This is a genomic window from Photobacterium kasasachensis (genome assembly GCF_050336885.1).
GTDB classification, from domain to species: domain Bacteria; phylum Pseudomonadota; class Gammaproteobacteria; order Enterobacterales; family Vibrionaceae; genus Photobacterium; species Photobacterium kasasachensis.
Genome location: NZ_JAKJSH010000008.1, coordinates 179,393 through 198,752, shown reverse-complemented (window position 1 = coordinate 198,752; position 19,360 = coordinate 179,393). Strand labels below are relative to the sequence as shown.

Sequence of the window (19,360 nt, the reverse complement as noted above, 5' to 3'; positions counted from 1 at the left end):
TACTCTAAACTGGGATCTCAATTCCGGCATCTCGCATTTTAGCGAGCTTGTAGCGTAAGGTCCGCGGGCTGATCCCCAACTTTTCTGCGACGTCTTTCCGCCGCCCTTCACAGGCACGGATTGTTTCTAAAATAATGGAAAATTCCTGCTCCCGAAGCTCATTGCCGAGTCCGTCGGCAGAAGGCGGCACCTGAAGCGGTTCAACCGTCGGCGACGGTGTCGCCAATTCTACCGCGGTTTGCAGGCTTTGTGCATCCAGCCAGTCAAGCCCTTCCAACAGAATGTGCTCACATTCAATATTGTTGCCGTCGCCAAGGATCAATGCCCGCTGAATAACGTTATCCAATTCGCGCACATTACCCGGCCAGGCATATTGTTGCAACTTCACCAAGGCAGACTGACTGATTTTTGGCACCGGCAGCCCCTGTTTAATACAGTGACGTTCTGTCAGGTATGTTGCCAACGGGGCTATATCCCCTTTTCGATCCGTCAGAGCCGGCCATACTAATGGAAAAACATTCAATCGGTAATATAAATCTTCACGAAAATTGCCTTCAGCTACATATTGCTTCAGATCGCGGTTACTGGTCGCCAGTACCCGGACATTAAGCTTGATACTCTTGCGGCTCCCCAGTCGCTCCACTTCACGCTCCTGCAATACCCGCAGTAACTTGGCCTGCAAGTTCAGATCCATTTCGCTAATTTCGTCGAGCAAAATGGTTCCGCCCTGTGCCTGCTCGAATTTACCCGGGCAAGCCTGGATAGCGCCGGTAAACGCGCCCTTCTCGTAACCGAACAGTGTCGCTTCCAGCATATTATCCGGAATGGCCGCACAGTTAATGGCGATAAACGCCCCTTCATGGCGATCTGAGTGGTCATGGATATAACGAGACATGACTTCTTTCCCCGAGCCACTTGGCCCCAGGATCATCACACTGGCATCCGTTTTTGCGACCTTTTCAGCCAAGGCTAATAACTTCAGGGATTTTTCATCCGCCACAATGGCTTTGCTTGACTCATTCTTGACCGGTGCGTAACGGCTCACCATATTTAGCAGCACTTCTGGCGCAAAAGGCTTGGCCATATAGTCAATGGCACCTTCTTTCATTGCCGATACTGCATCTTCAATATTGGCATAGGCAGTCATCAGCAATACCGGCAATTTCGGCCAGTGCTGCTTAATGCTTCGTAACAGACCCAGCCCGTCCATGCCGGCCATCTGCACATCAGAAACGACAATATCTACCGACTCGGACTTTAGCAGCAGCAAAGCCTGCTCGGCGCTCTCCGCCTCAAGCCACTGGTAGCCGGCCAGTGCCAACGTATCAACCAGAGCTTCACGTAGCCCTTCATCATCTTCTACGACCAGTACTCTGCTTTGATTCATTGCAACTCTCCAATTGCTGGGTTATTTTCGTTTTGGGTCGTTTCTTGTTGAGCTACCAGGCCATCAGCCACTGGTATCGACAGGGTAAAACATGCCCCTTTGCCAAGCTCGGACTCTAGCAATAACCGTCCTTTGTGCGCCGTTGCCACCATTTGCACGACGGCCAGGCCAAGTCCGGTTCCCTGCTGCCGGGTGGTAAAGAAGGGCTCAAGAATTTTGGCCTGCATGTCAGGCGCAATACCCGGCCCATTATCAATGACCGACAAATAAATGGCATCGCCTTGCTGTGTACAGTTCAATGCAACCTTACACTGCTTGCCTGACATCTGAATCGCGTTGGTGATCAGGTTACCTAATGCGCTGGCCAGAGCATTAGCATTACCGAGGAGCATGATACTTTCATCAGCACATTCAATGCTGAAATCGACCTGATTGGTAACCACCTGGGCCTCAACCATATTATCCAGCTCATTGAGCAGGCTCTCGAGAGTAAATCGCTCAATGACCTTATTGTCCCCGCCTTTGGCAAATAGCAGCATATCATTAACCTGCTTTTCCAAGTCGTGCAGGCGATCAACTAATTTGGTCTGAAACCGCTGCCGGGTTTGGCTATTGAGATTTGGAGCCGATAAATTCGAGGCATATAACATGGCACTCGATAACGGTGTCCTTACCTGGTGTGCCAACGAGGCAACCATCTTACCCAGCGAGGACAGACGTTGCATTTCGCTGATCCGCGATTGCAGGAGACGGGTTTCCGTCATGTCGGTGATAAAAATAAGTTGGCCGCTATCCGACGCCGATATAGCCAGCTTCACCTTGCGGCCGCTGCGCAATGATACCTCATGACCGTCATCTTCCTGCGGCGCAAACGACCGCTGAATGACAGAAAACCAGCGTTCTCCCTCAAGAGGCTCGCCCAACAGACGATGGGCTTCCGGGTTCGCTTCGCAGACGATCCCCATCGAATCAAGAAATATCACGCCAGAAGGCATCACATCCAGTACCTGCTGATACCGGCCGACCTGCTGCGCTAATGTGCCAAGAGGAGAAGCATTGTCACCCATGAATTACCTGATCAATACGCATAAAAACACTAAATAAGCATTTTTTATGCCAAAATAAAGAACATATTATCAATGGGTTAATGGTAAGGAAAGAAAATTGACGGCGTCAAGAATGTGACACCGTCGTTTTTGAGGTTGTTAACGCAAATCTTCTTTGTTGAGGCCATACTTACGCATCTTCTCAACCAGCGTAGTACGTCGCATCCCCAGCATGTCCGCAGCTCGGGCAACCACACCAGCCTGGGCTTCCAGTGCCTGGCGGATCATCTCGACCTCCAGCTCTGCCAGCATCTCTTTCAGGTTAACCCCTTCAGGCGGCAGATCACTGCTGCCCGCAGCCTCCTCCGTCTCATCGTAGCTGGTCGCGAACATATCGGCCAGCGCCGCACGTTCCTGATCCTCGGTCGACAGGAAGTGATCTTCCGGCTGAAAATCCGGCAGATCATTGTAGCGGTACTTCATCGGCAGGTGGTTTACATCAACCATTTCACCTGGATACAGAATGATCAGTCGTTCAACCAGGTTCGCCAGTTCGCGAACGTTACCCGGCCAGTCATGCTCCATCAGCGAGGTAATAGCCCTCGGCGTGAAGTGGATAAGTTTTGCACCCTCCGCTTCCATTCTGGCCAGCAGTTCCTGGAGCAATAGCGGGATATCACCGATACGCTCACGCAATGCCGGCATTTCGATTGGAAAAACGTTCAGGCGGTAATAAAGATCTTCGCGGAAAGTCCCGTCCTGGATCATTTCTTCCAGGTTACGGTGAGTCGCAGCAATAATGCGGACATTTACCTTGATGGTACCGTTACCACCCACACGTTCAAAACAGCGTTCCTGCAATACACGCAGCAGCTTAACCTGCATCGACATAGGCATGTCGCCAATCTCGTCGAGGAACAAGGTACCGCCTTCAGCCAGTTCAAAGCGTCCTTTTCGGGCAGCAATTGCTCCGGTAAAGGCACCTTTCTCGTGGCCAAACAGCTCGCTTTCCAGCAAATCAGGTGGGATCGCTCCGCAGTTAACCGGTACAAACGGTCCTTTACCACGGGAGGAGTGGTAGTGAACGTTACGCGCAACGACTTCTTTGCCTGTCCCAGACTCACCGAGGATCAACACACTGGCATCGGTAGACGATACCTGCTCGATCAAATAACGGACCTGGCTGATCGCTTCACTTCGACCAACCATGCTCCGAAACAACGTATTCTTTCGCCCTAGTTGCGGAACCTGAAACGCGCGCTTACCCAGGAACTCCTGGCAATGACGTAGCGCATCCGACAACTGCCCGTAGTGCAACGGCAACTCGAGCTCCCCAACATAGTTAGGCAGCCCTGCCAATTCATTGGCATGGTTAGACAATGCAATAACAGGTATATGATTATGGATGCGCAAAAAATCCAGGATCTTGCTCAGTGACTTACCAGTACTGATTTTACCCAGTAAACAGGCACCCCAATCCTTTTCCCAAAGCGAATTTTCCACCTCGCTTGTTGACACAGCTTCGTGCTGCTCGCCAACAAAATTAAGGATGACACTAAGGTCATGACGGTGCTGCTGATCGTCATCAATAACGAGGGTTTTAGCTAAACCTTGCATAGGAGAGATATTGCCTGCCTTTATAGGATTTTCTATTCTGTGGCTTTTATACCAAACTGAACAACTATCAAATCCAGTCAAAAATTGTTCAGTTTGCTATTACTGAGGAACAGCAACCAAAATTATTCCGACTATTGTAATAAAAGCACAGGAGAAGGCAACTAGGGACACCCAAAAGCTGTGACCCCAGTACAAAGGAAAGTGCAAATCAAGTCATTGGTGTTTATTTTTTGACTTTACAAACAACAAAGCCATTAACCAATGCCTCGATTACCCCAGAAAGACGACTATACGTCTAGCTGAGTCATATTATGATATTCAGCCGGAATTTGATCCCAGGCGGATTTAATTTCTCGCAGCATGCCGATAACATCATCAATTGGATCTGCAAGGTTGTCCTGGTTTGCCTTGTAGATCTGCTGGATCATGTAATCATAAAGCGCGTCGAGGTTTGACGCGATCTCCGCCCCATCTTCCATCGACAAACAGCTTCGAAGACTGATCACGATATCAAGGGCCTTGCCAAGACGTTCACCCTTCACTGCAATAGAGCCCTGCTCCATGGCGGCTTTGCCCTGGATCAAGCGTTCAATCGCACCGGCCATCAGCATCGATATCACACGGTGCGGCGATGCCGATGTTAACTGACTGTCCACTGAGACTCGTTTATAAGCCTGTAGAGATCCTCTCATTGCCATTTTTCTAACCTTACCGAAATTTATTGTAAACCTGCATCGAGCGTTGCCCGTGCTGCAGTCGTTGTAACTGACTTGCCGACATATCCCGATGATGGCGGATCCTGGCAAGTAAGTACGCCGTTCTATCGACCGCTGCCTGCCATTCTGCTTTATCCAGACACTCAGGCCGGGCCATTAATTGTTGTAAAAGCTGTTCGCGCTGCGCCAAAAGCTGCTGCAACTGCTCAGAATCAACCTCTCCCTCAACAGCCAGCATGGCCTCAAGTTGATTATCCAGTTGATTTAAACGTTGCATACGCGACTTCTCTTACACTAAAAAACTATTGTGGCATCATACTCATCATTGAGTTGAGCTGACTTTTCATTTGCCCCATTGCACTGTCCATTGCCGTAAACTGGTCATGGGTACGTTTCTGAACGCTTTCCATCCGGCGATCCAGCTTGGTCTGCTCGCTATTCAAGCGCGTTATCTGATCATTCAAGCTGTCCTGCCGCCCCTTGATGCTACCGGTGATCCCGGTATGGGCATGGATCAGATCTTCAACCTTACGGGCAAAACCATCACGGCTGCTAAAAAACTCACCGACATCGGCAAAGTTCTTTTCCAGCTGTTTGTCGAGCATGTCATAGTCAATTTCCAGCCGCCCTTCCATCGTGGTGGTGATCCCGAGCTCACTCAAGGTCGTCACTGATTCTGGCGCGCCTTCTATCGGCGTCGAAAATGCCGCACGTAACTGGTTATCAACTGTACGAATAATACTGTCGCCGACTAGCGGACCTTTCTCCTGAGTTTCAGGATCAAACTTGCCCAGCTCTCTCGAGGTTGTGTAAAACTGATTATATGCGTTGACGAACTGCTCGATGGCACCACCAACGGCATTGCGATCATAGCCAACATCGACCAACACATCCTTATTTTTTGTCGCTTCACCCTCGGCCTTGGCTGAGTCGGTCAAAGCAACAAGGTTGAGATCAACACCCTTGATCGCATCTTCAATGGTGTTGGTGTCACTGGTGACTACGGCCAGGCCATCAATAACTACCTTGGCGTCTTCGGCCTTCTGCATCTCACTCATCGAGTTGATGTTGTTATTCGGGTTAAAACCAAATTTTTGCAGAGTACTGGCAACCGGCGCATCGACCCGTACTTTGATATTGTTCACTTCACCGCTTTTATCGGCCGACAACACCAGACGAGTGCCGACGTCATCCTTGATCACCGAGGCAAGTACACCGGTATTCGACGGGTGGCGGTTAATCAGGCGGACAACATCTATAATTTCACTCTCGTCTTCCGGTATTTCTACATCAAACTGAGTCGCGCCCAAGGATATTGCTAATTTGCCGGCACCCATTTTCTCTTCTTCGCCAAACGTGCCGGAAACGATTTTATGAGGCTGGGCAAGCTGCTCAACCTTAACACTGTATTTGCCTGGAATCGCTTCATGAGAGGCTGAAGCCGTAAGAATGTCGCTGTTATCCGACGTAACAGAGCGAGCTGATAGGGTATGGTTGCGACGAAAGTCAGCCATCATGAATTTCATATCATTCAGCGAGCTTTTGAGCTTGCCATAGGCACTGATACTGACATCGACATTATCACGGCGCTCATTGATGCGTGCTTCTTTCGGAGCCCGCTCAGCATCGACAATCTTGTTAACCATACTGTTAATATCAAGACCGGAGGCTGTGCCTGCTGCGCCTATATTCATTGATTACCTCAAATAATGTCAGTTTACACTTTCGTCGTTACCAGGCCTCCCGAATTGGCTGCCAACTGCCGGGATAGTGCTAACATATCTGCGTCAGGGATTTGACGGACTACATCACCGGTACGCTTATCGTAAATGGTGACGATATTTTTACCAGATTCTTCATCGATACGAAAAGCCAGCCCTTTGTTTAACGTACTGCCGACAAACTCTTCGATGCGCTCTACCACCTTCTCCAGCTCCTCGCGCTGCATTTGCTGCTGCTGTTCTACCTTGTTGCTCTGCTCAACCCGACGTACATCCGAGTTTCCGCCATCGCTACTTGGCATTACATGCTGGGTGGAGGTATTACCGGCCGATGAAGCCCCCTGAGAATTACTACTAGATTTATTAGCAATATTTGTGCCAGCAGAAGCATGGGTGCCATTCTCAGCGGAACGGAGAGGAAGTGAAGAAGTAGAAACAGGTTTGACATCCATATTCTTTCACCTTCTGATAGCAGAAAACGGCAAGGGGCTGCCCCCTTGCCGCTATTACGAGGTATTAACCTAGCAGGCTTAGTGCCGCTTGCGGCGCCTGTTTTGCCTGAGCAAGGATAGACGTAGAAGCCTGAGACAGGATCTGGTTCTTCGTCATGTTGGTTGTTTCTTTCGCGAAGTCTGTATCACGGATACGGCTGTTAGATGCAGACACGTTCTCGTTAACGTTGTTCAGGTTATTGATAGTGTGGTTCAGACGGTTCTGAGATGCACCTAGCTGTGCACGCTCTGAATCGACATACTTCATCGCACCATCAAGTACCGCTATCGCTTTCTGCGCACCGCCAACAGATGTTACGTCGATTTCAGAAACCGTTGTATTGCCAGCTGTACCTGCAATCGTTGCATCAACTGCAGCACCAGCACTGTCAGTCATCGCAATACCACCGGTCGTTACGCCAACAGTACCTTCAGAGGAGAACAGTTGTAGCTCGCCTTCTTCAGAAACAGATGCATTGATCTTGTCATTCTGACCGTTGATACGAGTAGCGATTTCTTCAATATCATCACCTTTAACAAGGCCAACATTGACGGCTGTTGCAGTACCGTTTGCATCAGTTACACTCAGCTCAATCGCAGTATCGGCATTTAGCGTTGCATCTGCAGCGGCCTTGTTCGTTGACGTCAGCATGCTGCCGCCCATCTTGGTTTCGTCAGAGCGGATGTTGTTGAAGTTCATCTGAACCGCTTCACCGGAGTCTGCACCCACCTGGAAAGAACGAGAACCGAACTGGCCATTCAACAACTTAGTACCACCGAATGACGTGGTTTCCGCGATACGGTTAAGCTCATCATTCAACGCAGTAACTTCTTCCTGGATAGAGGCACGGTCTTCTTGTGAGTTAGAACCGTTAGATGACTGCAAAGACAGGTCACGCATACGCTGAAGGATGCTTGTTGTTTCCTGCATTGAACCTTCAGCAGTCTGCGCCATTGAGATACCGTCGTTGGCATTTCGTACTGCCACATCCAGGCCACGGCTCTGGGTCATCAAACGGTTAGAGATCTGCAGACCTGCCGCATCGTCTTTCGCACTGTTGATTTGACTACCGGTAGCAAGACGCTCCATTGATTTACCAGTAGCTTCGGTCGCCTGACCCAGGTAGCGCTGAGCGGTCATTGCAGAAACGTTAGTATTTACTGTAACTGCCATAATGTCTCTCCTTAAGTGTTCAAAATGGCTTGACCAGCCCAGCCGGAAAAACCTTGTTATTCTTCGTACATGACCTTTAACGGCCTCCCCGAAAAAACCTTTAAGTTTTTTTTTAGTATTTTTTTGAAATCGGTTAAAACGTGATCAAGTTAATAAAAATCAAGGTGAATATTTCATATCAGGAACGGCTGTTCACTCAATGGTTAGTACTTTTTTGCGCTCTTTCTGGTAACAAATCAGGCATGTTTTATATGGAATGATGCGGATAAAGCGGGCATGGCAAGAAGTTCTTCTTCCACAAACAAAAACGGCAAGGGGTTGCCCCTTGCCGTTCTGGTACAGACCGAATAACGGAAAGTTATTGCAGCAGGCTCATTGCAGCCTGTGGAACCTGTTTTGCCTGAGCAAGGATAGACGTACTCGCCTGCTGCAGGATCTGGTTCTTAGCCATTTCCGTGGTTTCCTTGGCAAAATCGGTATCACGGATACGGCTGTTAGATGCCGATACGTTTTCAGATACGTTCGCCAGGTTATTGATGGTATGCCCCAGACGGTTCTGCTTCGCACCCAAATCTGCACGCTGACTGTCGATATACTTCAAGGCCGCATCAATGATTGGTACTGCATGTTGAGCTCCGCCTGCGGTCTCAACATTAATATCACCCACCGATACAGACTGGGCAACACCTGCGATGTCACCAGCTACAACCGTACCATCGGTATTTTTCATGCTCATCGCACCGGCAGTCACAGCTACATCACCGTCACCGGCAAAAATTTGCAGTTCACCCTCTTCAGTTACCGAGGCGTTAACTGCAGAGTTCTGACCGTTAATGCGCGTTGCGATTTCTTCGACATCATCACCCTGGAGCAAATCAACGCTCACGTTAGTGACATTACCCAGCTTGTCAGTTACCGAGAAGCCAACCGTTGCATTGGCATTCAACTCAGCGCCTGGTTGAATCTTGTTCGTAGAAACCAGCAGACTACCGCCCATCTCTTCATAATCGGCACGGACACTGTCCATACCCATGATGATCGCTTCACCCGAATCGGCACCGATCTGGAATGCCGCTTCACCGAAGGTACCATTCAGAAGCTTACGGCCACCAAAGGCCGTTGTTTCCGCGATACGGTTAAGTTCATCCTGAAGCGCCGAGACTTCTTCCTGGATTGCAACACGGTCATCATCCGAGTTTGCACCGTTGGAAGACTGCAGTGACAGGTCACGCATACGCTGCAAGATGCTGGTTGATTCCTGCATTGCACCTTCAGCGGTCTGTGCAATAGAGATACCGTCATTGGCGTTGCGCATTGCAACGTTCAGACCTCGTGTCTGTGCCACCAAACGGTTAGAGATCTGCAGACCCGCTGCATCGTCTTTAGCACTGTTGATCTTGCTACCTGTCGATAGGCGTTCCATCGAAGTACTAAGATCACTCGTTGCTTTGCCCAGGTAACGCTGCGCAGTCATGGCAGACACGTTGGTGTTTACTGTTACACCCATTTTGCTCTCCTTTGACTTTCGCTCTTTCAGCGAAACAGCCTACCCGCAACAGTCAATACGTAAGACGGTGAAGCGGGGCCAGCTATATGTATAAATAATATTGGCAACATTGTTGCCACCAACCTAGTATTAGCAATCATCATGCCAAAATTAAAATATACTTTATTTCAATAGTTTATGTCTAAAATTGATATAAAGTTCAGTACAGCGGCAACCCTGTGCCCATCGGCAAGACTTTCTTTGCCGTTGCGGTAATTCTTATTGCCGCCGCTAACAGTTCAACTAACACAGCATATTCGCGCTAAAACGAATACCAGTTAGATATAGTTGAACAGATTCAAGTCTTTGGTTTTTGCAAACGCCTGCTGAGAGGCCTGCAATGCCATCATGTTTTCGTTTAATTCAATAACGGCAGTAGCGTAATCAAGATCCTCCAGCGTGCCGCGCGCCTGTGTCATCACGATCTTGAAGTCCTCGTGCATATTCTCCTGGCGATCTAAGGTCTGCAGCCGGGTGCCAATTTCAGATCGTGCGCGGTTAATATGCTTGAAGCCTTCGGACAGCTCAGCCACTGCCTGTTGCAGTTCCGCCGACGCCGACGCATCTGAAACATCACTGTCCGACAGTTCAATGCTGCGCTGGAAAGCATCGAAAACATTGATCTTGTCCTGCCGTGATAGCTCGATCACATCGCCGTCTTCAATCTCGCCTTCCAGATCAACCTGCAAAGTTCCCCATTGGATCCCCTTACCCGGATCAAACTGGCCGCTACTGACCTCGCTGCCATTCTGGAACAGCTTATAGGCAGGTCCGGCCGCCGTCGTCGCAAACTCGATGCGATACGCCGACGGATCAGCATCGTTGGTATTCGTCGCCTGTGACAGCAACAGCAGCGAACCGCTTTGCAGTTCATAGTCCGGCTGGTAGTCACCATATGGATTGGAAACTTCCATAAACAACTTATCGCCGGCATCATTCATCGGCACATCAACCGACGGAGCCACCTTGGCCATCCGCTGGTAGCTGTCACCTACATAGGTAACATGACCATTGTTGTCCCGGAAAAAGGGCTGCTTGCTGTACTGGGTACCGGCGAAAATAAAGTTGCCGGACTCATCCTTGGTATTCACCAGGTTCATGAAGGAGTCATACAGCCCCTGCATATCTTGCTTGTGGGCCATGCGGTCATCACCGGACAGCGAGCCGTTGACCATCATCATCGACTTACGTTTAGCTTCATCGAGCAAGTTTTCGACCTCGGTGATCGCCGTCTCTTCATTATCCAGGCGGTTACGCGCCAGTGTGATCGACTTGAGTGACTGCTCTATCTGGGTATTCTGCTGATCAAAATTCTGAATATAGATCGACGATACCGGATCATCACCGGCAGTCAGCAGACGTTTCCCCGTTGCCAGCTGTTCCTGGTTTTCCTGCACCCGCACCTGCTGGCGATTCATATCGTTTGCCACAGAGCGGTAGTTATGGAAAGTGGCCATTCGGCTAATCATAAATAACGGTCTCCCTAGCGCGATACGTTAAGTAAGGTATCAAAGGTTTCGTTGGCGACGGTCATGATGCGCGACGAGGCCATATAGGCCTGCTGGAATCTCATCATATTGGCCGCCTCTTCATCGAGGTTCACACCGGATATTTCCGCCACCCGACTTTCGGCAGCATCTTTCTCGACCAGACCAACTTCCCTGAGACGGGCTGCAGAAGCTTTCTGTACCCCCATCTCGGTATTTAGTCCCTGATAGACATCAATAACGGTGGAGCGGCCCTCATCCATCAGCTTTTCAGCCTGAAGGGTCTGCATCTTGATCAGGTTGCCGTTATCACCATCGGCTGCATTGAGGTTAACGGCAAAAACATCACCGCCAATGGCCCCTTGGCTCAAGGTAAAACCAGTGCCACCCACAACCACTTCACCGGCTGGCGGATAAGGCTGCGGGGCCTGCAAAATATTGCCTTTCATATCCAGAACGGCAAACTGACTGGCATCCGGTGAGACGGCGACCTGAAACTCCGACAGGGTGCCGGGCTGGGTAATGTTAAAATCAGCCTGGCCCTGCGTATTGCTGGCAGAACTGAGGTAACTTTGAGCGGCAATTTGTGCCGGATCGCTCATCGCAACACTGATCTCCCCTGCCGCAGAGCGTGTCGGACGCAGTACAACCTGCTCACCGGCTTTCATCGGCGCCGTCATTTCAACCTGGAAACCGTCCATGGTGAATGATGGCGGGTTACCACTCGGGATCACGTTCTGACTCGTACCGTCAGGAAAGGTCAAGGTATGCTGACTGCCGTCAAAGGTCAGGCCGTATTCACCAATTTTCACTTTGCTCAAATCGTCAATAAAGACCTTCATCTCTGCGGTCGAATCGGCCGGTAACATCACCCGTGCCGCCGCTGATGCCGGGTCGTTGACATCACGAAACATGTTCTGTCCGACCTGGCCTTTAAGATCCAGGCCCTGTTGCTGAAGCTCGTTCACCGACTCGGAAAAACCAATCGCGATACGGCCAATTTCATCCATGGCGTGAGTCAGCGTTTCGTCACGGAACTGGAATAATGCGGCCATCTTGCCGCCGATATCATCATTGCGGATAGTTTTGAGCGAATTGCCTTCGACAATAGCCAGTTGGGTCTGCTGCGGATCCGGCTTGCCGCTCACCATCCTCAGCTCACTGGATTCGGTGCCAGACACCAGGGTGTGGCCGCTACCGATCATGACATTGAAGCTTTCGGCGTTTTTTCGGGTCACGGTGACTTTGGTATACTCGGACAGCTCATTGATCAGGCTCTGATGCCTGTCCAGCAGGTCATTGTCATGGCCTGAGGCCGGTGTTTTAACCAAGGCCTTGTGCACATCCACCAGCTCCCGGGCAATATCGTTGACCCGGTTCAATGTGCGGGACAGAACCTCGTTGGTCTCCGACTTTTGACGGGACAAGATGCCGTGATTGTCATTCAGACCAGAGGCAACCATCTTTGCTTTTTCAAGCACCACTTTCCGCGAGCCCATATCACTAGGGCTGTCTGCCAGCGCCTTGACCGCGTCATACCACTGGTTCATGTCTTCCGGGATCTTCTTGGCACTATTGGCCAGCATATTATCCAGACGGCCAAGCTGGCCTTCTCGTTCGGTGGCATAGCTGAGGTTGGTGGTGGTCAGGTTAAGCTCATTGGTGGCAAACTGATCAAAGCCGCGGCGAACTTCTGCCGCATGAACACCGGTACCATACTGGTTGCCCCCCCACCAAATAGGATCATTGGCTTGCTGAACAACAGATTGGCGGCTATAGCCTTCAGTATTAACATTGTTAATGTTATGGCCGGTCGTATTTAACTGCCGTTGTGCAGTCATCAGACCTTGAGAGCCCATATTTAGCAAGTCAAACCCCATGAAGCCTCCGGAACTGTGAGGGGGTTACAATTAATCAATAACTTGAAATGCAAAAAGCGTTCCACTTTTTATGGCTGTTTAAGTCATTGATTTTATTGCGACTTGCTTATACCTATATGGGGAGTGACGTGGCGTTTTTTTGAGCGGAGGCAAGGGCTTGCCTATTTCATCAGGCGGTTCACCGTATCCATGACACTGATGACCTTATTGGAATATTCCGGATCCGTCGCATATCCCGCCTTATGCAGGTTTCGAATAAAATGTACCGGATCAGCGGGTTGCTCCAGCGCTTCAGAATAACGCGGGTTCTGATTGAGAAAACGGACATAATCATTGAAGCTATCTTGGTAGCTGTCATAAGAGCGGAATGCCGCCCGTTGCTGGACAGGGATCCCGTTATGGAACTCCAGTGTGTTGGTCGCAACCTTGTTGCCGGACCAACGCTGATCAGCTTTGATATTGAAAAGGTTGTTGCTGTTGCCTGCCGCATTCTTAATCACTTTCTTGCCCCACCCCGTTTCCAGCGCAGCCTGGGCAATCAATACTGAAGGCTCAGTGCCTATCGCATGGGCCGCCTTTTCAGCATAGGGGCGCATCCGATTGACAAAGTCCTGGGGTGACTCAAAGCCACGCTCATTGTCCTGAGGCTTCAACGGTGGCAGAGGGGCTGTAAACGACGCTGGCTGAGTTTGCTGCATAATCGTTAGCGCATCTTCCGCAGCCTTTTCTACCATCGCCTTATCCGGCTGCTTGCCTTTGGTGTCAAACGGCAGATTCATCGGCGCTTCTTTTACCGCCTGACGGAAGTCCTGCTCTGACGGCACCGCAGGGTTCTGCGCTTCTTCTTCACCACCAAGCTGGGAAACAATCAAATCAGCCAAACCCAGTGAACCGGTGGAGCTCAACTCGCTCGCCATCTGCTCGTCATGCATCTGCTCGAAGAACTTACTGTTGCTGCTGCTCATCAGATCAGATTCGAAAACCTCATTGGCCTGACGCATCGACTTAAACAACATTTGAGTAAAAATCGCCTCGAACTGCTGCGCAGCCGCACGCAAAGACTGACTTTCATCATCATTGATCCCCGCCCTTAGTCGCTCAAGGTTGGAGATATCGTGAATAAAACCCGGGTTGGTTGTTTTCATGCTCAGAACCAAAGATTGCTTTAAATAATGATCAACTGACCTTCAATGGCCCCTGCCTGCTTAAGTGCCTGCAAGATAGCCATCAGATCAGAAGGGGCGGCACCGACCTGGTTCACCGCACGTACCAGCTCATCCAGGGTGATCCCCGGCTCAAATTTGAACATTCGAGAATCTTCCTCGGTGACCTCAATATCAGAGTTCGGAACGACAACCGTATTACCGCCAGACAAACCGTTAGGCTGGCTGACAGAATAGTTTTCCTTAATCGATACGGTCATACCGCCATGGGTGATAGCTGCAGGCTTGAGCTTCACGTTCTGGCCAACAACAATCGTACCGGTACGCGAGTTAACAATGATTTTCGCCGCGCCTTCCGCCGGATCAAATTCAATGTTTTCGATGGTCGATAGGAATGCCACTCGCTGGCTCACATCTCGCGGGGCGCGGACACGGACAGACGTGGCATCTACTGCTGCCGCCATCTGCGGGCCGAGAAACTGGTTAACGGCATCAGCCATACGCTGCGCCGTGGTGAAATCGGACTCAAACAGGTTAAAAGTCAAGAAATCACCACGACCAAACGGATTTGGTACTTCCTGTTCAACCATCGCACCATTGGAGATTCGACCTACTGTCGGCGTGTTGCCAACCACTTTAGACCCATCGGCCCCGGTGGCACTGAACCCGCCAACAACCAGACTCCCCTGCGCAATGGCGTAGACCTTTCCGTCCAAACCCTTGAGGAAGGTTTGCAGCAATGTACCGCCACGGAGGCTTTTCGCCGAACCGATTGATGAAACAGTAATATCAATCGTCTGGCCTTGTTTGGTAAACGGCGGCAAGGTTGCATTTACGGCAACGGCAGCCACGTTCTTTGTCTTCGGCTTGGTACCCGCCGGCAACTGAATTCCAAAGTTTTGCAGCATGGCATTGAAGCTCTGATCGGTAAACGGCGTCGTCTCCCCCGTTCCCGGCAAGCCGACAACCAGACCATAGCCAACCAACTGGTTACTCCGGACCCCGGCGACTTCCGATACATCTTTAATTCGTGCCGCCTGAGACGGTAATGCCAACAGCAGCATCAGGCCCATGCAAATACTCTGGAATTTCACTTCAGTGCTCCGTAATGTCACTTATTGTTCAAACAAACTAGCGCTAAATGCTGACGTTAAAAAAGCGGGCCAACCAGCCCTGTTCCTGAACGTCCTGACGCTCTCCGGTGCCAGAATACTGAATACGGGCATTGGCAATTCGGGTTGAGGCAATCGTATTTTCCTGGCTGATATCATCCGGGCGAACTGTACCGCTGACCCGGATATATTCATCGCCGGTATTGAGCGTCAGCCATTTCTCGCCGCGAACCAGTAGATTACCGTTGGCAAGCACATCAATCACTTCAACCGAGATGGAACCCTTGATGCTGTTGCTCTGATCGGCAGAGGTACTGCCGGCAAACTTGTTGGCGTTGCTCACCTCGTAAGACAAGTTACGCTCGCCAATTTTGATTTCCTGACCGCCAAGTGCCAGTGGGTCCATCGACAAGTCCGTCGATTTATCTAAATCCGAGCTGGCACTCTTCTTCGCCTGTGTCTTCTCTTCCAGCAGCACGGTGACTATATCGCCAATACCACGCGGCTTGGTATCATCATAGAGATCCTGAGCCCCAGTTACATTGAACAGCGAGCCTGTCGCCGTCGCATAATGTTCGGGCTTCTCCTGAGGTCGAATGCTTGCCCAGGCAGGATCACCAGCCTGCGGATCTTCGCGGCGGCGCAGCATATCGATCAGACCGCCCCCCTGCTCTGTTGATCCCTCAACCGCATCCACCGACGTCGTCGCTTGTGCGATATCGGACTCTTCTGTCTGCAGCTGCGAGCACCCCGAAAGAATGACAGCCAATGCGATAATGAGCTTTTTCATCACGATATTAACTCCCTGTTATAACTGCTGGTTAACATAGCTCAGCATCTGGTCGACGGTTGAAATGACTTTCGAGTTCATTTCATATACGCGCTGCGCTTCAATCATATTGACCAGCTCTTCCGTCACGTTTACGTTCGAGGTTTCCAGCATCGACTGGCGAACCGAACCCAACCCGTCCAGACCCGGCACCCCTTCCTGGGCATCGCCGCTGGCACCAGTTGGTAAGAACAAGTTCTGACCAATAGGTTCAAGGCCACCCGGGTTGATAAAATCAACCGTCGTGATCTGACCCAGTACCTGGTTCTCCTGCTGGCCCCGAATACGCGCAGACACCTCACCATCCGTACCGACGGTTATCCCAACCGCATCTTCCGGTACAACAATCTCAGGCTGCAAGACATAGCCAGAGCCAGTGGTCACCAGCTGGCCTTCACCGTTGATAGTAAACTGACCATTACGGGTATAACCCATGTTGCCGTCAGGCAGGAGGATCTGGAAGAAACCGTCTCCCTCGATCATCATGTCCATTGCATTGTTGGTTGTCTGGGTATTTCCCTGGCTAAAGACCTTCTGCGTCGCGACCACTTTCGAACCTGCGCCCAGCATCAGACCCGACGGCAATTCGGTATCCTGTGTAGACTGGCCGCCCGGCTGGTTGATGTTCTGATAGAACAAATCTTCAAAGACGGCCCGGCTTTTCTTGAAGCCGACCGTCGAGGCGTTCGCAAGGTTATTTGAAATGGTCGAGATATTTGTCTGCTGAGCGTCAAGACCGGTTTTACTTACCCATAAAGCTGGATGCATGTTCTATTCCTTATTATCGGTTAGCCTAAACGCAGCAGTGAAGATGATGCCGCATCCATTTCTTCTGCTGTTTTCATTAATTTGACCTGCATTTCGAAGTGACGCTGCAAGTCAATCATGCTGGTCATTTCGCCGACTGCGTTAACGTTGCTGCCTTCAAGCGCTCCGTTAAGCAGGGTTACGCCGGCATCGGCATCGAAGACTTCACCGGGATTCTTTGATTTGAATAAACCATTGACATCTTTATACATATCACGGTTATCCGGGCGAACCAGCTTAAGGCGGTCGACGGTTTCCATCGCTTCCGGCGGTGCCCCCTGAGGCAGCACGGAAACGGTTCCATCTTTGCCGATCTCAATTTTACTGATTGGAAGAGGAATAAAGATCGGACCGCCATTTTCGCCCAACATCAGGTTGCCATTGCTGTTTTGCAGCATACCTGTCTGGTCGATTTTCAAATGGCCAGCACGGGTGTAGGCCTCCTGGCCGGAAGGATCCATCACAGCCAACCAGCCATCTCCCTCAACAGTGACATCCAGATCTCGCCCGGTTGTCATGACTGAGCCCTGAGAAAAGTCCTGTCCCGGACGCTCGGTCATCGCAAAAACGCGAGACGGCAACCCTTCACCGTATGCCTGCATGCTACGTGCCTGCTCGAGATCAGCGCGAAAACCGGTAGTTCTCACGTTAGCTAGGTTGTTGGCATGTAGTTGCATGCCATACATATCCTGTTTGGCACCACTCATGGCTAAATACAGTGAACGATCCATTATTGACTCTCCAATCACAATCTAGTGAATATCAAGCAATAACTATGCCACCATTAAGATAGTGTAATAAATCAACGAATTGAGGTTTTTCACCCTGAACAGGGGCAAAGAAGGGACAATTTTATGACGGACAAGGACAAGATTTGCCGCTTTATCGACACAAGGCCAATAAAGCGGCAATGATATTACGCGTCGCTAGCGCCTTTTACTTATCGGATCTGCAAGATTGTCTGCTGAAGCTGGTTATCAACTTCCAGAGCACGCGAGTTCGCCTGGAAGTTACGCTGGGCAGTAATCAAATCCACTAGCTCCTGGGTCATATCGATATTTGACTGCTCAAGGGTACCGCTCTTGATACCACCGAATGCCCCCTGGCTGGCCTCACCCCAGATAGCCGCGCCAGAATCCTGACTCGTTACCCACTGGGTACCGCCTTTTGATACCAGGCCCTGTTCGTTTGGCACACGTACCATGCCGACGCGCCCTAACGTCACGTTCTCACCGTTGCTGTATGTCGCGACAATCGACCCCTTGGCATCAATGTCAACTTTTGCCAGAAAGCCGGTGGTTGCGCCATCTTCGCTAAAACGGCGGATCTCAAACGGTGCCGCATACTGAGTCGGGTCTTCAAACTGAATATTCAGCTTCTGCGTCTCGCTTGCACCATTCATATCAAGCCCGGCACCAGCAGCACCCAGCTCTTCGGTCTGAATCGGATTACCGTTGTTGACCGACTTAACTGAGCCATCGGTATTGAACTCAACGTAGTGACCCTGGTGACCACCGGCCAGCGGACCGTTTGCATCACCAGAGGCAACCTCACCATCACCTTCCGGTGTCAGGTTGACATCCACTGCTTTTTCACCGGAACCATCCGTCACGGTGTAGTACACCGCCCAGCGGTTCTCGGCACCGTCTGCTGCCGCAGCACCTGCTGCACCATCAGCAGCCGGATCGGCTGGAATCGGGTTACCATCGGCATCAACGGCAGGCGCAGCCCCACCCGTACCACCATTGTCTTTGACATAATAGGTGGTCATCTTATAAGGCTGACCCAATGAATCGTACATGGTCAGCGAGGTTGACTTGTTATAGGTACTCGGATCACTGAAGTCGAACTCACCCGGGTTTTTCGCCTCAGCCGAAGCCGGCAGGTTCACACCGATCTCGATATTCTCTGATTCTTTCGGCTGGCCAAACTGATCCGGCACTTTCATTGCCTGAGATTCATAGGAAGTCACCTGATCGGTTTCCTGATCAACCTTATAACCCAGCAGATACTGGCCTTCCGAGTTAACAATATTATTGTCTTTGTTCAGGTGGAAAGCACCGTTACGGGTCAGGCTGTTGTTCTGAGGCTGTAGCTTGTCATCGGCAACCGCAAAGAAACCACTGCCCGAAATCCGCAGATCCATCGGGTTGTTGGTATAAATACTGGAACCTTCGTGAAATTGCTGGGCAACCACCGACGTCTGTACACCGCCACCGGTTGTGGTCTTGGCATTCGAAAACACCGAGCTTGAATACACATCACCAAACTCGGCACGCGACTCTTTAAAGCCGAAGGTATTCGAGTTGGCAATGTTGTTACTGGTGGTATTCAGGTCTTTCTGTGATGCCCCAATACCACTTAGTGAAATATTAAATCCCATG

General features: G+C 50.6%; 17 protein-coding genes. All 17 read right to left on the bottom strand.

Annotation, left to right across the window (positions count from 1 at the left end; genetic code table 11):
* Positions 1–4: 4 nt before the first annotated feature.
* Complete coding sequence (locus L4D19_RS12770; RefSeq protein WP_428452777.1) at positions 5–1,387, bottom strand: sigma-54-dependent transcriptional regulator; 1,383 nt, start codon at positions 1,385–1,387, stop codon at positions 5–7.
* Positions 1,384–2,454, bottom strand: a complete 1,071-nt coding sequence (locus tag L4D19_RS12765; RefSeq protein ID WP_428452776.1) for a sensor histidine kinase — start codon at positions 2,452–2,454, stop codon at positions 1,384–1,386. Before L4D19_RS12765 ends, L4D19_RS12770 begins: the two co-directional genes overlap by 4 nt.
* Positions 2,455–2,592: 138 nt before the next feature.
* Positions 2,593–4,050: a sigma-54 dependent transcriptional regulator gene (locus L4D19_RS12760; RefSeq protein ID WP_428452775.1), complete on the bottom strand. Its 1,458-nt coding sequence runs from the start codon at positions 4,048–4,050 to the stop codon at positions 2,593–2,595.
* A gap of 287 nt (positions 4,051–4,337) precedes the next feature.
* Positions 4,338–4,742, bottom strand: coding sequence for a flagellar export chaperone FliS (gene fliS / locus L4D19_RS12755; RefSeq protein ID WP_428452882.1), 405 nt, complete (start codon positions 4,740–4,742; stop codon positions 4,338–4,340).
* A gap of 16 nt (positions 4,743–4,758) precedes the next feature.
* Positions 4,759–5,043, bottom strand: coding sequence for a flagellar rod protein FlaI (locus L4D19_RS12750; protein WP_428452774.1), 285 nt, complete (start codon positions 5,041–5,043; stop codon positions 4,759–4,761).
* 25 nt (positions 5,044–5,068) lie between these two features.
* Positions 5,069–6,460, bottom strand: coding sequence for a flagellar filament capping protein FliD (gene fliD, locus L4D19_RS12745; RefSeq protein ID WP_428452773.1), 1,392 nt, complete (start codon positions 6,458–6,460; stop codon positions 5,069–5,071).
* 23 nt (positions 6,461–6,483) lie between these two features.
* Complete coding sequence (locus L4D19_RS12740) at positions 6,484–6,939, bottom strand: flagellar protein FlaG (RefSeq protein WP_428452772.1); 456 nt, start codon at positions 6,937–6,939, stop codon at positions 6,484–6,486.
* A gap of 64 nt (positions 6,940–7,003) precedes the next feature.
* On the bottom strand, positions 7,004–8,152 hold the full coding sequence (locus L4D19_RS12735; RefSeq protein WP_428452771.1) for a flagellin: 1,149 nt from the start codon (positions 8,150–8,152) through the stop codon (positions 7,004–7,006).
* 358 nt (positions 8,153–8,510) lie between these two features.
* Positions 8,511–9,626, bottom strand: a complete 1,116-nt coding sequence (locus L4D19_RS12730) for a flagellin (RefSeq protein ID WP_428452881.1) — start codon at positions 9,624–9,626, stop codon at positions 8,511–8,513.
* A gap of 350 nt (positions 9,627–9,976) precedes the next feature.
* Complete coding sequence (gene flgL, locus L4D19_RS12725) at positions 9,977–11,167, bottom strand: flagellar hook-associated protein FlgL (RefSeq protein WP_428452770.1); 1,191 nt, start codon at positions 11,165–11,167, stop codon at positions 9,977–9,979.
* Positions 11,168–11,181: 14 nt separating this feature from the next.
* Entirely contained in the window at positions 11,182–13,065 is a 1,884-nt protein-coding gene (gene flgK, locus L4D19_RS12720; RefSeq protein WP_428452769.1) for a flagellar hook-associated protein FlgK, read from the bottom strand.
* Positions 13,066–13,226: 161 nt separating this feature from the next.
* The gene (gene flgJ, locus L4D19_RS12715; RefSeq protein WP_428452768.1) at positions 13,227–14,210 is read right to left on the bottom strand and encodes a flagellar assembly peptidoglycan hydrolase FlgJ; all 984 of its coding nucleotides are present in this window, start codon (positions 14,208–14,210) and stop codon (positions 13,227–13,229) included.
* A gap of 20 nt (positions 14,211–14,230) precedes the next feature.
* Positions 14,231–15,301 carry a flagellar basal body P-ring protein FlgI gene (locus tag L4D19_RS12710; protein ID WP_428452880.1) on the bottom strand — a complete coding sequence of 357 codons (1,071 nt, stop codon included), beginning with the start codon at positions 15,299–15,301 and terminating at the stop codon, positions 14,231–14,233.
* A gap of 64 nt (positions 15,302–15,365) precedes the next feature.
* Entirely contained in the window at positions 15,366–16,130 is a 765-nt protein-coding gene (gene flgH, locus L4D19_RS12705) for a flagellar basal body L-ring protein FlgH (protein WP_428452767.1), read from the bottom strand.
* 18 nt (positions 16,131–16,148) lie between these two features.
* On the bottom strand, positions 16,149–16,937 hold the full coding sequence (gene flgG, locus L4D19_RS12700) for a flagellar basal-body rod protein FlgG (protein ID WP_428452766.1): 789 nt from the start codon (positions 16,935–16,937) through the stop codon (positions 16,149–16,151).
* A 20-nt stretch (positions 16,938–16,957) separates the two neighbouring features.
* Positions 16,958–17,707: a flagellar basal-body rod protein FlgF gene (flgF, locus tag L4D19_RS12695; RefSeq protein ID WP_428452765.1), complete on the bottom strand. Its 750-nt coding sequence runs from the start codon at positions 17,705–17,707 to the stop codon at positions 16,958–16,960.
* Positions 17,708–17,916: 209 nt separating this feature from the next.
* Positions 17,917–19,359 (bottom strand): flagellar hook protein FlgE, encoded by a 1,443-nt coding sequence (locus tag L4D19_RS12690; RefSeq protein WP_428452764.1) that lies wholly within the window; start codon positions 19,357–19,359, stop codon positions 17,917–17,919.
* Position 19,360 lies beyond the last annotated feature (1 nt).

Coding starts and splice junctions, on each gene's coding strand:
- L4D19_RS12770 (WP_428452777.1), bottom strand. CDS start 1,387: ATGAATCAAAGCAGAGTACTGGTCGTAGAAGATGATGAAGGGCTACGT.
- L4D19_RS12765 (WP_428452776.1), bottom strand. CDS start 2,454: ATGGGTGACAATGCTTCTCCTCTTGGCACATTAGCGCAGCAGGTCGGC.
- L4D19_RS12760 (WP_428452775.1), bottom strand. CDS start 4,050: ATGCAAGGTTTAGCTAAAACCCTCGTTATTGATGACGATCAGCAGCAC.
- fliS (WP_428452882.1), bottom strand. CDS start 4,742: ATGAGAGGATCTCTACAGGCTTATAAACGAGTCTCAGTGGACAGTCAG.
- L4D19_RS12750 (WP_428452774.1), bottom strand. CDS start 5,043: ATGCAACGTTTAAATCAACTGGATAATCAACTTGAGGCCATGCTGGCT.
- fliD (WP_428452773.1), bottom strand. CDS start 6,460: ATGAATATAGGCGCAGCAGGCACAGCCTCCGGTCTTGATATTAACAGT.
- L4D19_RS12740 (WP_428452772.1), bottom strand. CDS start 6,939: ATGGATGTCAAACCTGTTTCTACTTCTTCACTTCCTCTCCGTTCCGCT.
- L4D19_RS12735 (WP_428452771.1), bottom strand. CDS start 8,152: ATGGCAGTTACAGTAAATACTAACGTTTCTGCAATGACCGCTCAGCGC.
- L4D19_RS12730 (WP_428452881.1), bottom strand. CDS start 9,626: ATGACTGCGCAGCGTTACCTGGGCAAAGCAACGAGTGATCTTAGTACT.
- flgL (WP_428452770.1), bottom strand. CDS start 11,167: ATGATTAGCCGAATGGCCACTTTCCATAACTACCGCTCTGTGGCAAAC.
- flgK (WP_428452769.1), bottom strand. CDS start 13,065: ATGGGGTTTGACTTGCTAAATATGGGCTCTCAAGGTCTGATGACTGCA.
- flgJ (WP_428452768.1), bottom strand. CDS start 14,210: ATGAAAACAACCAACCCGGGTTTTATTCACGATATCTCCAACCTTGAG.
- L4D19_RS12710 (WP_428452880.1), bottom strand. CDS start 15,301: ATGGGCCTGATGCTGCTGTTGGCATTACCGTCTCAGGCGGCACGAATT.
- flgH (WP_428452767.1), bottom strand. CDS start 16,130: ATGAAAAAGCTCATTATCGCATTGGCTGTCATTCTTTCGGGGTGCTCG.
- flgG (WP_428452766.1), bottom strand. CDS start 16,937: ATGCATCCAGCTTTATGGGTAAGTAAAACCGGTCTTGACGCTCAGCAG.
- flgF (WP_428452765.1), bottom strand. CDS start 17,707: ATGGATCGTTCACTGTATTTAGCCATGAGTGGTGCCAAACAGGATATG.
- L4D19_RS12690 (WP_428452764.1), bottom strand. CDS start 19,359: ATGGGATTTAATATTTCACTAAGTGGTATTGGGGCATCACAGAAAGAC.